This window comes from Marinobacter sp. es.048 (assembly GCF_900188435.1).
Taxonomy (GTDB): domain Bacteria; phylum Pseudomonadota; class Gammaproteobacteria; order Pseudomonadales; family Oleiphilaceae; genus Marinobacter.
The window spans coordinates 1,743,388-1,756,879 of the sequence record NZ_FYFA01000001.1; the positions used below are offsets into that span (position 1 = coordinate 1,743,388).

General features: G+C 57.0%; 9 protein-coding genes. 8 read left to right on the top strand and 1 reads right to left on the bottom strand.

Features of this window, described 5'->3' with window-relative positions; all coding sequences use genetic code 11:
• The first annotated feature begins 34 nt into the window (after window positions 1-34).
• From CFT65_RS08090 to CFT65_RS08125, 8 genes are all read left to right on the top strand, one after another.
• The gene (locus CFT65_RS08090) at window positions 35-646 is read left to right on the top strand and encodes a TetR/AcrR family transcriptional regulator (protein WP_088827550.1); all 612 of its coding nucleotides are present in this window, start codon (window positions 35-37) and stop codon (window positions 644-646) included.
• A gap of 204 nt (window positions 647-850) precedes the next feature.
• Complete coding sequence (locus CFT65_RS08095; RefSeq protein ID WP_088827551.1) at window positions 851-1,915, top strand: hypothetical protein; 1,065 nt, start codon at window positions 851-853, stop codon at window positions 1,913-1,915.
• Window positions 1,916-1,973: 58 nt separating this feature from the next.
• On the top strand, window positions 1,974-2,984 hold the full coding sequence (locus CFT65_RS08100) for a putative solute-binding protein (protein ID WP_088827552.1): 1,011 nt from the start codon (window positions 1,974-1,976) through the stop codon (window positions 2,982-2,984).
• A gap of 15 nt (window positions 2,985-2,999) precedes the next feature.
• Window positions 3,000-5,051: a TRAP transporter large permease subunit gene (locus tag CFT65_RS08105; RefSeq protein ID WP_088827553.1), complete on the top strand. Its 2,052-nt coding sequence runs from the start codon at window positions 3,000-3,002 to the stop codon at window positions 5,049-5,051.
• A gap of 309 nt (window positions 5,052-5,360) precedes the next feature.
• Entirely contained in the window at window positions 5,361-7,832 is a 2,472-nt protein-coding gene (locus CFT65_RS08110; RefSeq protein ID WP_172408439.1) for a S8 family serine peptidase, read from the top strand.
• On the top strand, window positions 7,832-8,305 hold the full coding sequence (locus tag CFT65_RS08115) for a protease complex subunit PrcB family protein (protein ID WP_172408440.1): 474 nt from the start codon (window positions 7,832-7,834) through the stop codon (window positions 8,303-8,305). Before CFT65_RS08110 ends, CFT65_RS08115 begins: the two co-directional genes overlap by 1 nt.
• Before the next feature lie 67 nt (window positions 8,306-8,372).
• The gene (parE, locus tag CFT65_RS08120) at window positions 8,373-10,268 is read left to right on the top strand and encodes a DNA topoisomerase IV subunit B (protein ID WP_088827555.1); all 1,896 of its coding nucleotides are present in this window, start codon (window positions 8,373-8,375) and stop codon (window positions 10,266-10,268) included.
• Window positions 10,269-10,363: 95 nt separating this feature from the next.
• The gene (locus CFT65_RS08125; RefSeq protein WP_088827556.1) at window positions 10,364-12,142 is read left to right on the top strand and encodes an SLC13 family permease; all 1,779 of its coding nucleotides are present in this window, start codon (window positions 10,364-10,366) and stop codon (window positions 12,140-12,142) included.
• Here the strand turns inward: CFT65_RS08125 and CFT65_RS08130 are convergent.
• Window positions 12,137-13,423, bottom strand: coding sequence for an EAL domain-containing protein (locus tag CFT65_RS08130; RefSeq protein ID WP_088827557.1), 1,287 nt, complete (start codon window positions 13,421-13,423; stop codon window positions 12,137-12,139). The two genes, CFT65_RS08125 and CFT65_RS08130, sit on opposite strands and share 6 nt — an antisense overlap.
• Window positions 13,424-13,492 lie beyond the last annotated feature (69 nt).

The window sequence follows — 13,492 nt, forward strand, 5'->3', positions numbered from 1 at the left end:
ATCAAGGGCCTCTTATGACAACCGGACAGTTTTAGTGAGCCAGAACCAGATCCTTCAGTCCCTGATCTCCGAAAACCTTGTATCAGACCCCAGTGGCGCCCGCGGCCGCCTGCTCACTGAAGCCGCCCGGCTGTTCCGGGAAAAAGGCTATGAGCGCACCACGGTTCGTGATCTTGCGGCCGCCGTGGGTATTCAGTCCGGTAGCCTGTTCCACCACTTCCGGACCAAGGAAGAGATTCTGAAAGCGGTCATGGTCGAGACCATCCGGTTGAATACCGCGCTCATGCAGGCGGCTCTGGAGGCTGCCGATACCAACAGGCAGAAACTGCGTGGCCTGGTCCGTGCCGAGCTCGAGTCGATCAATGGCCAGACCGGTGAGGCTATGGCGGTCCTGGTATTCGAGTGGCGGAGTCTGTCGGCCGCTTCCCAGGTTGAAGTGCTGGAACTTCGGGATATCTACGAGAAGCTGTGGCTGGATGTGCTGGAATCGTTGAAGCGCGAGGGCGCCCTGGAGGCGGATCCCTTTGTTGTTCGACGGATGTTGACCGGCGCTCTCAGCTGGACAGTAACCTGGTACAAACCGGAGCGGGGAGGCCTGACACTGGATGGCCTGACCGATCAGGTAATGGCGATGATGGCTTTGTAAGCGGATTGGCATTTTCAAACGTCATTGTTTTATATCAACAATATCCAGATTAACTCCTTTCCTTCCGGGCCATTGGCCCGATCGGCATAACAAAAACGGCATTCGAGCCATTTTTGTAGGACAGTTTTCACTGCATTCTTGCACCCGTTGACAAAAACCGAGTTCAGATCGGGCAAACAAAAACAACGTGATGCAGGGTGAAATATGATCTCCTCTCTGGCAAGGCTCGGACCGCAGGTCTTTGCGGCTCGCCTCAAGGCTCTTTCACTGGCAGCAGTTGCCATTCTCGCAGGTTGCTCAGCCAATCCCATCTATACCACCACCGGCGTTGTACTCTCCAATTATTCGGAGGGCGAAGCCACACCCTACGTATTGCAGATGTCCGACGCCCAGATGGCCTGTGCATTGGGTGAGGGCGTTGACCCGCTGCTCTATTCCTTCTCACGGGTGACCGATGCCCCTGACAGTACCGGCTCCTTACTGATGCTCCTGGCAGGCAATTGCGCCGAGTACGAGGCCTGGGAGGCCGAGCTCGCCTACCTCAGAGCGGACTACGAGGGTGATGTGGAAGCGGCCAAAGATGCCAGGGAAATGGCCAAGCGATTGAACGCGCTGACCGCAAAGCGCCGCTATGCGTCATTTCAGAGAGCGATGGCTGCCTACGAGTTCGATCCCGGCGCTGAACCCCTTGAATGCCCCTTCCTGTTCACCGAGCAGGATGAAATTACCTTTCTGCTTGGCCTGCTGACCGGCATGCAGGCTATCGTCAACGATGCCAATTCCGGCGCCATGGCTGGAGTGCCCAGAAATATTGCCCCTCAGGCCGAGCGTGCCGCTACCTGTCTGGACAATGAAAAGTGGGGCGGTATGCCCAATGCCATCCGGGCGCTGGTCTGGCTGCTGCTGCCGGAAACACGCCCGGAGCTTGCGCCGGATCCGTGGCATGTGCTCGAACACAGCAGGGAGTTGGCCGTTGAAAAAGGCATTCGGGTTCCTCATGCCCTCCAGGCTGTCGCCGCCGAAACCTTTGGCCGACCGGAAAAGCTTGAGGAAGCCATCGCAAGTTTCGCCGAGGCCGACGCAACGATTGAGGTCTGGGACGAGTACCGTCTGGTGGATGAAGTCGCGGCGGGTGTGGTGCGCTTCTCTTCTGACAAGCACTGGACTGCCAATTACGGCCATCGGACCCCGCAATCCTTCTTCGGCAGGATGAGCCCGGATCGGCAAACCGAAAACGTCGAAACCATGAATCTGGACGACCTGTTGTAAGGCAGGTTGCCGACATCCTCTGAAAACTGACAAACACAAGAATGACCCGGAGGTCGATATGATCCGCAAATCCCTAGCTGCCATGGCCCTTGTGGCCGCCGCTCCGCTGGCATCGGCGCAGTCTGTTTCCATGTGCGTGTTCGATGTCATCGGCGCAAATGGGGACTTCTACAACTTCGTCAAAGACTATGCGCTTGAGATGAAGGGCCACGGCGTGGATTTCGAGCTTAAACCCTACACCGATGAGGGTGTGGCGATCGGTGATTTTAACGCCGGACAATGCGATGCCGTTGCCGCCACGGACATTCGCATTCGTCCGTTCAACAGGTTCACGGGCAGCATCAGCGCTGTGGGAGCGCTGCCCACCTACGACAACTTGAAAACCTTGTTGGCCACGCTGGCACAACCGAAAGCCGCGCCATTGATGAAGGATAACGGGTACGAAGTGCTCGGGATCATACCAGTGGGTGCCGGTTACCTGTTTGTAAATGACCGCAGTATTGATACCGCCGGCGAGCTGGCGGGCAAGCGGATGGCGACCCTCGACTATCAGAAAGACGCGATCCACATGGTGAACTTCGTCAAGGCCACGGTGGTGCCGTCCGACATCACCAATTTCGCGGGCAAGTTTAACAACGGTTCGGTGGATACTGCCTATGCGCCAGCCTTCGCTTATGAAGCTCTGGAGCTTTACAAGGGTATCGGCGAGAGCGGTGGTGTGGTGGACTATCCTCTGGCACAGCTAACACTTCAGATTGTTGCCCGTGATGACGTGCTGGATGACAACACTGGCCAGAAAGCCCGGGAAGTTGCCTGGAATATGTTCCCGCAGGCCATGGGGCTGATTGAAGGCCAGGAGGCGGCAATTCCCGAAGAAAAATGGGTGCGCATACCGGAAAAAGACATCCGGGGCTATCAGGAAATGTTCCGTGAGAACCGGATCGAAATGCGCGACGGCATTAATGGCGCTCCGGACGTGTATCACCCGAAGATGATGGGGCTGCTCAGCAAGATCCGCTGCGCAAGTAACCCCGCTGCGGCCGAGTGCACTGCGGCCAACCGCGAATAACAGGGCGGAACCATCATGAACTGGCGAGCAATCACCGCCCCGGCCGCACGAACACTCTACCCCGTACATCGGGTGTATGGGGCCGTTCTGCTGCTCCTGCTGCTATTTACCCTGCTGCTGGGAATGGGCAACTCGCTCCATTCCCGGTTGCTCTGGGTCGGCGAACAGACCTGGCCGAACTATTATTTGCTGAATCCCGATGCGACAGAGCCGTCCTGTCAGTTGGAAATGGATGTTGATGCTGAGGTGGCTCGCCGGGTGGCCAATTACAAGCCCGACCCCGATGATCTGTTCAGCTCATCGCCTAATCCTGATGCCATCCGCAAATCGCTGCAGAGCAATCTGGAACTCTGCCAGCAGCAATACGATATCTATGAACAGAACCTGGCCCACGCTACGCCAGCCCTGGGGGCGTTCAAGACGGTAGAGCAGGGTCTCGCGAATTTTCTGCTCGAGAACATTGAGCTTACCAAGTACCTGTTCATCGCGATGTTCGCGATGGCTGCGGCAATCGCTGCGCTGGACACGGACCACATAGCGTTGCGCCTGCCCCGCAATCGTGCCGAATGGCGGCTGAGCCAGGGTATGCAGTTCGTGGTTAACGGTCTGATGATGCTGTCGCTGAACGCTTACCTGGGCAAGTTGGCCAACTCGCCGGGTTCGGACGGTACGATGAGCCTTCAATATGCCTGGGGCGGGGTCTTTGGCCTCTTCATGGTGATCAATGCACTGCGCTTCCTGAACGTTCCGGAACGCATCCGCCCCGGTGGTCTCTCCGCCTCGTCCGGTCTGGTGATTCCTCTATACTGTGCCATGGGCCTGATCGCCATGAGTTATTTCTTCCTGGTAGACGGGTACGCCTCGGGCCTTGCCATCTACTTCGGAATGATGTCCAACCTGTCGTCCATGTTCATCAATATCGGCCTTTACGTGCTGGTGGGCATGATGCTGAAGCAGACCCGGATTCCCGAACTCCTGCTCAATCTCATCAAGCCTTTCAATCTGCCAGCGCCGATGTTGGCTTCGGTGATCATCTTCGCAACGGCGTTTCCGACAGCGTTTACCGGTGCATCGGGTATTTTCATCCTGGCTGTGGGTGGTGTTGTCTATGACGAGCTGCGCCGGGCCGGGGCAGGGCGGCAGCTATCCCTGGCAACGACCGCAATGTCGGGAAGCCTCGGCGTGGTCCTCAACCCATGCCTGCTGATTGTTGTCGTCGCGGCTCTCAATAAGGAAGTGACGACCACTGAGATGTACAGCTGGGGCTTCTGGGTCTTCATCATGTCGGCAACGCTGTTTTCACTGATTGTCTGCAAGACCCAGGGAAACTGGAAACCTCGTCCGGCGCCCGGCGCTTTCCGTGCGGCTCTCTCGGAAAGCCGGGCCCTGCTGCCTTATGTGGCCGTGGCAGCTCAGGTTATCCTGTCGATCTGGGTTTTTCTCGGCTTGAAGTTCAACGAGTACAGCGCTCCTTTGATCCTGCCGCTGGTTATGCTCGCGCTTGTGTTGCTGGATTCTGGCCGGAGTAGTGGTGAGCAGGGCCAGACCCGTTCGCAGGTGTTCTGGGTTCGCAGCTCGGCCGCTGCCAGCGATTCGGCAGTGCACATTGGCGCGCTGCTGGCGTTGATCGGGTTTTCCATCTGCTTGGGGGGAATCCTGGAGCGCTCCGATATCGTTCATGCGCTCTTCCCGGAGGATCTGACCAGTCCCTGGATCGCCATGCTGGTGATTGTGGTTATGCTCACGGTAATAGGTATGGTCATGGACCCGTTCGGCGCGGTAATTCTGGTATCTGCTACGGTAGCCCAGCCCGCTATACAGTTGGGCATTGATCCGCTGCACTTCTGGATTGTCTGCCTGGTGGCGTTCGAGCTTGGCTATCTGAGCCCGCCGGTGGCGCTGAACCACCTGCTCACCCGCCAGGTTGTGGGTGAGACGGAGGTATTGGCAGCAGAGCGTACAGGCTCATTCTGGCATCGCTACGAACGTCTGCTACTGCCCCTGGCGGTGATGGGGCCAACACTGCTGTTCGTGGCCTTTGTGCCGATGCTGTTCTACTCGTTGTAATGTTCAAATGAGATAAAGAAGGCCGCCTGAGGGAAGCTTCAGGCGGCTTTTTGCATCTGGAATACAAGAGGAAACGTAGTTTGAACGAAACCGAACACTCGCAAGGAACGTGTTTGTTATACCCTAGGAAATAAGATTGATCTGCAGCCAGTGGCCTGACCTATGTTTTCTGATGCCCCATCTAAATTGATTCCGGTTTTTTCAGCTCTGTTTCTCCTGGCGGGTTGCGGGGGAAGTGGTGGTGGCGATGGCCTGGATTCGCAGGAACCCGGACTGAGCGGAACTATTACAATCGAAAGTGGAACACGAGTGGATTCGGATACGGCTGATGACAGTCGTCTGAACGAAGCTGTATCCAATGATTCTCCCAGCACAGCTCAGTTAATCCCTGCAACAGGTATCCTGGGCGGCTATTTGAGTGCTAACTCAGGCATCTATCCCGATTCCGGCGAGTTTGTATTTCAATATGTGGTTGATGGGCAGGATACATTTCGCGCCGATCTCGCAGCGGGCAGCATGATTGCGGTTCAGGTTTTCAGGGATTCGGACTTTTTAGCCCCCTCGATTACGCTGTCGGTTGATCAGGGCGGCGCCTCGGACTCAGATTCCGGTGCCGGCGATACACCTTTAATGGTAACTGCACCCGCTGAAGGGCCCGCAGAGATCAGCCTCCGAACCGCCGGTGGCGGTCCGTTCCGTTATGTGCTGTCTGTTTCGACAACCGGCGTCACCAATTTTCAGAGCTCTTATTACAGCGAGCCAGAGTTTGTTCCGGATCAGGCCATTGTGGTGATGTCGCCAGAAGAGCAGGATGGTCTGGATTCGCAGGGCCTCGCCGGAGCCTTGTCGGCCTCCTCTGCGAAATCACTGGGGCAGGGGGCCTGGTTAGTAAGGCGTGAGCCTGTTGGTTTCGTGGCTTCCCAATCGTCGAGCGCGTCAGGTGCCCTACGGGAACAGACGCTTCGTTGGATCGCTGACCTGAAGTCGGAGCCCGGGGTTCAGGTTGCTGAGCCTAATTATATCTATCGGGCCCAGGCGGACCGGGATCTTTCCTCTCTGCAGTGGAATCTGCCCCTCATCAGTCTGCCGCTTGCCTGGCAGGCCGCCCCATCCCGAGGTAATGCTATCGGGGTCGCTGTGATGGATACCGGTCTCTTTACGTCTACTCCGCAAACATACGGTGACTGGCACCTTGATCTGGATGCGAATGTGGTTCCGTTCAATTCCGGCAGAATTCTGGATTATGTTTCCGCCGATCTGGACATAGATCCACAATTCAATGACCGGTTGGGCTATGACAATAATCCTGCGGATCCAGGTGATGGCAAACCTCAGAGCAGTAACTTCCATGGAACCCACGTGGCAGGCATTATTGCCGCGTTGGCAAATGACGAAGGCGTGAATGGGGTGGCTCCAGCGGTTACCTTATGGCCAGTCAGGGTATTGGGTAGAGACGGTGCCGGAACTCTGGATGATCTTGTCGCTGCGATGAACTGGGCCGCCGACAATCCTGATATCGATGTCATCAACCTCAGTCTTGGAGGCGTTGGTCCAAGCACTGTGTTGGAGGCAGCGATCAACCGGGCGGATTCAAATGGAAAACTGGTCGTCGCTGCGGCAGGCAACCAGGGTACCGATGATTTGACCTATCCGGCAGCCTTTGAGCGGGTGATTGGTGTTGGTGCAGTCGATGCCGGCAAGGTGCGGGCTTCCTACTCCAACTTTGGTGGTTCTGTGGATCTCGTTGCTCCGGGCGGCGATGCAACCAGGGACGCGAATCTGGATGGCAATGCCGATCTGGTCATCAGCACCTGGGGTGTTGATGACGGTGGCGAATTCATCCGCTCTTATGCCGGACTGCAGGGCACTTCGATGGCTGCTCCGCACGTTGCTGGTGTTTATGCCCTAATGAAAGGTGCTAACGGTGAAACGGTTACCCCCGCAAGCTTTCGCGCATGGCTCGCCAACGGACTGCTGACAGAAAACGTAGGAAGCAGTATCGAATATGGTGCCGGCCTGATGAATGCGCTCAAGTCGGTTGACGCCGCCCTTGATGGCTCAGTCAACACGATTGTCCTGCCTTCGCCTTCAGCAATCGAGTTTGATCTGGCGCGTTTCAGTAGTGATCTTGACTTTACCGTTTATCCTGAAGGGGAATCAGTCGAAGTTGACGGTGTTGCCTTTAATACTGACCTGATAGCTCTTGATCCCGCTCTAACGCCCGGAGATTCTCTGCCTGGCTCGGTGGCAGTCTCGGTACTAGAGGAAAATGTTGTCGAAGGGCAGACATATGCCACTACCATCGAAATTGACTATAGTGCCGGGAGCGATTCGGGAACCATTAAGATCCCGGTCTCCATAGACCTCAGAGCATTAGCTGATGAGCGGGACGCAGGTCGTCATTACGTATTACTGGTAAGCACTGATGAAAGCCGCGAAACCATAGAGCAGAGCGTGGTGTCGGCCCGAGATGGAAGCTACAGCTTCTCGTTCGATGACATGGAACCCGGGGAGTATTTCCTGGTGGCCGGAACGGACATGGACAACAATGGCTTCATCTGCGAGAGCGGCGAGGCATGTGCCGAGTACCCCGTGAACGGTTTGCCAGAGAAGATTGTTATCGGGGAAGAGCGTGTCACCGGAGTCACGCTCAGCACAAGCTTCCGGCGTCCAACCATTGCTTCCATGGGTTTGCCTCGCATCGGCTTCGAGGGTTACCGTTTGAAAAACCATGGAAACACAGCTGCGGAGCCAGTGAGAAACTTGGAGGCCAATCGTTGATGCCCATTCACTTTCGCGCCGGGTGTATGCTGATAGCAACGCTGCTGGTATCCGGATGTGCAAGCAGTCGTTCGGAAACCGCAGAAGGTGGGCCGCTGGCCCGCCAGATCACTCAGTCGGCACACTGTGGTCTCACGGCTCCCGGTCATGTCCACCTGACAAGTCGGCAGGAGGTTGAGCGTCTGGAAGCGCTGCCTGGGCGAAACCTCTCCCTTGAGTCTCTGAAAATGATCGAGTTTGACAGAGAACACATAGTTCTTGCGGCTATTGGTCAGAAGCCAACTGGCGGTTATAGCGTCACTCTGGATTCCGCTGAGATCCATCGCGGAACTCTGGAATTGAGGGTCAGAGTGGCCGAACCCGCTCCCGGGACGATAGTCACGCAGGCCCTGACCACCCCCTGCGCGGTCATCGCTGTGACCGCAGAAGGCTGGGATGATATCCAGATCACCCGCGCCGAAAACAACCGTTGATCTTTCCTCACGAATCCCTAAGCTATGGCTCAGCTTTTCATATCAATCGCGGAGTCAGTTCCTGCCCATGAGCCAGCAACAATATAACGCCGATGCTATTGAAGTACTTAGCGGCCTGGATCCGGTGCGTAAGCGTCCGGGGATGTATACAGACACCAGTCGGCCCAATCACCTGGCGCAGGAAGTTATCGACAACAGTGTGGATGAGGCGCTGGCAGGGCACGCCAAACGCATCGACGTGGTGTTGTACAGCGATGGCTCGCTCAGCGTTGAGGATGACGGCCGGGGCATGCCGGTGGATTTGCACAAAGAGGAGGGCCTGCCTGGCGTTGAACTGATCCTCACCCGCCTCCACGCCGGCGGCAAATTCTCTCAGGGCAACTACAATTTTTCCGGTGGTCTCCACGGTGTCGGTGTTTCCGTAGTAAACGCACTGTCCACCCATCTGGAAGTGACCATCAAGCGCGATGGCCAATTGCACCGGATGACGTTCGCCAATGGCGACAAGGCGTCTGAGCTCGAAGTGATCGATACCGTGGGCAAGCGCAACACCGGTACCCGCCTGAAGTTCACGCCCGACGTAACCTATTTCGACAGCCCCAATTTTTCCGTTAGCCGGCTTCGCCACAACCTGAGGGCAAAGGCGGTTCTGTGTCCGGGCCTGACGGTCACCTTCCTCCAGGAAAAAACCGGCGAGAAAGACGAATGGTTATACGAGGACGGGTTGCGCGACTACCTGCGCACTGCCCTGGCCGATATCGAGGTGGTGCCACTTGAGCCGTTTACCGGCAGCTTTTCCGGGAACAAGGAAGCGGTGGACTGGGCCATCCAGTGGCTGCCCGAGGGCGGCGAAGCGATCATGGAAAGTTACGTTAACCTGATTCCCACGGCCCAGGGCGGAACCCACGTTAACGGGTTGCGCACCGGCCTGCTGGAAGCCATGCGCGAGTTCTGCGAGTTCCGTAACCTGTTACCCCGTGGCGTTAAGCTCTCGCCGGAGGATATCTGGGAACGGGCAGCCTACGTCCTGTCCTTCAAGATGCAGGAGCCCCAGTTCTCGGGGCAGACCAAGGAGCGTCTTTCCTCACGGGAGGCGGCGGCCTTCATCTCCGGCGTGGTCAAGGATGCCTTCAGCCTGTGGCTCAACCAGCATACCGATGTAGCTGAGGCGCTGGCGGAACTCTTCATCAGCAATGCTCAGCGTCGGCTGCGAGCCAGCAAAAAGGTGGCTCGCAAGAAAGTCACGTCGGGCCCCGCCCTGCCGGGCAAGCTGGCTGACTGCTCCGGCGGCGATACCGCGCGTTCCGAACTGTTCCTGGTTGAGGGTGACTCCGCAGGTGGTTCTGCCAAGCAGGCCCGGGACCGTGAATTCCAGGCGGTCATGCCGTTGCGGGGCAAAATCCTCAATACCTGGGAGGTGGATTCCGGCGAGATCCTGGCGTCCCAGGAAGTTCACGATATTGCCGTTGCCATCGGTGTAGATCCCGGTTCTGACCAGTTGGATGGCCTTCGGTACAACAAGATCTGCATCCTTGCAGATGCGGACTCTGATGGCCTTCACATTGCCACGCTGCTGTGCGCGCTGTTCGTCAAACACTTCCGCCCTGTGGTAGCGGCCGGCCATGTGTTCGTGGCCATGCCGCCGCTTTATCGGGTGGATCTGGGCAAGGAAACCTTCTATGCCCTCGACGAGCATGAAAAGCAGGGCATTATCGACCGTATTGCGGCTGAGAAGCGCAAGGGCAAGATTTCTGTCACCCGCTTCAAAGGCCTGGGTGAGATGAACCCACTCCAGCTACGCGAAACCACCATGGCGCCGGACACCCGTCGCCTTGTCATGCTGACCATCGAGGACGGTGACGATACCGACAGCCGTATGGATATGTTGTTGGGCAAGAAGCGTGCGTCTGACCGAAGGGCGTGGCTGGAGACCTACGGCAATATGGCCGACATTGAGGTCTAATATTCTATAAGGTGCTATAAAAAGCATCCTTTATTCTTTCTCTGCATTCTTCAAGCTCGTTATCCTGCCAGTTTTCTGATCGGGAAGAACCGTTGATGGACTGGCAGGGCTGGTTTGCGCTGGGCCTCGCAGGCACCGCGTTGATACTGATGAGTGCAGGGCGATTTGCGCCCCATCTGGTTATGATGGGCGTACTCGTGGTGCTCAGTGCCAGCGGGATTGTTTCTGCTGACCAGGCCCTTGCCGGATTCAGTAACAGTGGCCTGATCACCGTTGTTGCCATGTTTGTGGTGGCAGCGGGCATTCATCATTCCGGTGGTGTCGATCTGCTGGTGCACCATTTGCTCGGCAATCCCAGGACCGTCCGGTCTGCCCAGGCAAGGATTGCGCTCCCGGTATCCCTTCTGAGTGGTTTTCTCAACAATACCCCGGTCGTCGCGACCATGATTCCGGCGGTGCATGCCTGGTCCCGGAAGATCGGTATCTCGCCGTCGAAATTGATGATTCCGCTGAGCTACTCCGCCATCCTAGGGGGCACCCTCACACTGATCGGTACCAGTACCAATCTGGTCGTCAATGGCCAGTATCAGCAGCTAACCGGAGAGCAGGGCTTCTCCATTTTCTCTATTACGGCCGTCGGGCTGCCTGTGGCAATCATCGGTGTCGCTGCGCTGTTGCTGGTTATGCCTAGGGTGCTCCCGGATCGCAAGGATGAGCAGAAATTCGGGGCCATGAGGGAATTTACCCTTGAGGTCGCGGTGTCGTTCGACGGTCCGCTTGTCGGCAAAACCGTTGGCGAGGCTGGGCTCAGGGAGCTGGAGAGACTCTATCTGGTCGAGATCGAACGCGACGGCAGCGTGGTTACGGCGGTGCCCTCGGAGGAGCGGCTTCGGGGTGGCGATCGTCTAGTGTTTGCCGGTGATACCCAGGCCATTTCCGACCTCCTGCGGATAAACGGTATCGTCCCGTCAGTCCATGAAGACGAGCCGAGTCTGAGCAAGGATCGTGCAGAAAGGCGCCTGGTGGAGGCGGCATTGTCGCCCCAGTCTGATGTGCTGGGCTTGACCATCCGGGATGCGCGCTTCCGGGACCGTTATGGTGCTGTCGTGCTGGCCGTTGCCAGGGGTGGGGAGCGGGTATCCGGCAACCTTGGAAATATTCGATTGAAACCCGGCGATGTCCTGCTTCTGGAAGCCCGCCCCGCGTTTGTCAGCCGTCAGCGCTATAACAAGGATTTTCTGCTGATCAATGATCTGGAAACCGAGACACCTCGGCATGACCGTGCCTGGCTGTCATGGGGGATCCTTTTGGTGTTGGTGGGGCTTGCCGCTTGCGGCACGCTGAGCATGCTGAATGCGGCTTTGTTGGGTGCAGCGGGTATGATTGTGTCCGGCTGTTGCTCGGTTGGCCAGGCCCAGAAATCGGTGGACGTGCCGGTCATTCTTACCATTGCGGCTTCCTTCGCTATGGGCGCGGCTTTGGAGCAGACCGGTGCGGCAGGCTTTGTGGCGGAAGGCATCCTTGAATTCAGCCAGGGCAACATGTTGTTAACGATCCTGCTGGTTTACCTTGTGGTGTCGGTGCTGACTGAGGTGATTACCAATAATGCGGCGGCTGTCTTGGTAATCCCAATCGTTCTCTCCATGACGACGAGTATGGGCGTGGCCGCTGAGCCATTTGTGATCGCGGTGATGATGGCCGCGTCTGCCAGCTTTGCCACGCCACTGGGGTATCAGACCAACATGATGGTATTCGGGCCCGGTGGTTACCGGTTCAGTGATTTTGTGCGAGTGGGACTGCCAATGAACGTGTTTATTGGTGCGGTCACAGTCGTGGTCATCGCCCTGGTTTACGACATCAGTCTCGGCTTATAAGGACTGTTCTTTCGGGTTGGCGAGAATGTCGCAGCACAGCACTTTAAGCTTTCCATCCTGGTAATACCCCAGTGACAGGGTCACGCACATATAAGCCCCGGTAACGCAGAGGTAGGGGGCGGTGACGTGCAGGCTTTCCGGTTGGGCAAGTGCCTGACGAAGGTACTGTTGGCGGTACCAGTCGGCGCTACTGGTGCTTTCCAGGGGTTTGAAACGCGGGTCCATGCTGCGGGTGCCGGCGTCGGAAACCAGGGTGTCATCCATCTGAACGCCTTTATCGTCGACCAGATAGCAGCGGGATACCGCAGGGTGATTCAGCAGTTCCAGACAGGACTGTTGCATGCTCATTCCGCTGCGAAGCTTGGTGATGGCATGGTCAAAAAAGCCACTGAAGAAATCCACCAGTTGCCGTGTCGGGTCCAGGGTAACCTGGTTACGGGTCTTGTATTCCTGCAAAAGGTGGTCGAAGTCTGCGGGCGCATGGGCCAACTGATCCAGGTCGGTACTCGGTCTGCGGAAATAGAAGCCCTGTACGAAGTCAACGCCAGCATCAATGGCAATCATTGCCTGATCCCGGGTTTCCACACCTTCCAGAAGAACCAGGCAGCCGGACTGGTGCAGCAGTGACACAATGCCGTTCAGAATCTGGCGGGCCTTGTGATCGTTCGTCGCCCGGGTCAGCAGCTTTCGGTCCAGCTTCACGATGTCCGGTGACAGGTTCCAGATCCGCTCGAAATTGGAATGGCCGGCGCCGAAATCATCAATGGCGGTCAGGCAGCCCAGCTTTTTATAGTAGGCAACCGTTTCCCGCAGCCTTTCTGCGTCGTCCGTTGGTTGCTCGACAATTTCCATCACAATGCGGTGCGGTGGAAGGCCTGTTTTGGCAAGCAGTTGCCCGAAAAACGAGTCGGCCTGGCTACCGCTGGTCACCACTTGTGGCGATACATTGAGGAAGAGCCAGTTCAGTTGATCCCGGATGCCACTGTAGTTGCGTATATGCAGGTAGCGGCAGAGACGATCAAGGAGCAGATTCTCCGCTTCGGAGGCCGGCAGCTGGAAGAGATGGAGCGGGAGGACTGCAGAGTTATCGGTATCAAAGGCCCGGATCAGGGCCTCGTAACCAACGATGCGCTTGTGGGAAATACTGTAGATCGGCTGGAGCGCTGTTCTGAGGGTCAGTCCGCGGAAATCGGCAGTCCATGTGTCACCTTCCCTGTTCAGCATAGGGGATAACAGTTCCACTTCCGGAGCTGTCAGCTTTTCAGGGAGGCGTTTCGACATAGATGATTCTGGTTGATTTAACGAACGCATCAGTCGCCCCAGTCTGGCGTCTGATCTGTCTTTTATCAG

What these genes read in the sequence shown, in the direction of transcription:
- CFT65_RS08125 (WP_088827556.1), top strand. Translation starts at nt 10,364, where the DNA reads ATGGACTGGCAGGGCTGGTTTGCGCTGGGCCTCGCAGGCACCGCGTTG.
- CFT65_RS08115 (WP_172408440.1), top strand. Translation starts at nt 7,832, where the DNA reads ATGCCCATTCACTTTCGCGCCGGGTGTATGCTGATAGCAACGCTGCTG.
- CFT65_RS08095 (WP_088827551.1), top strand. Translation starts at nt 851, where the DNA reads ATGATCTCCTCTCTGGCAAGGCTCGGACCGCAGGTCTTTGCGGCTCGC.
- CFT65_RS08130 (WP_088827557.1), bottom strand. Translation starts at nt 13,423, where the DNA reads ATGTCGAAACGCCTCCCTGAAAAGCTGACAGCTCCGGAAGTGGAACTG.
- CFT65_RS08105 (WP_088827553.1), top strand. Translation starts at nt 3,000, where the DNA reads ATGAACTGGCGAGCAATCACCGCCCCGGCCGCACGAACACTCTACCCC.
- parE (WP_088827555.1), top strand. Translation starts at nt 8,373, where the DNA reads ATGAGCCAGCAACAATATAACGCCGATGCTATTGAAGTACTTAGCGGC.
- CFT65_RS08100 (WP_088827552.1), top strand. Translation starts at nt 1,974, where the DNA reads ATGATCCGCAAATCCCTAGCTGCCATGGCCCTTGTGGCCGCCGCTCCG.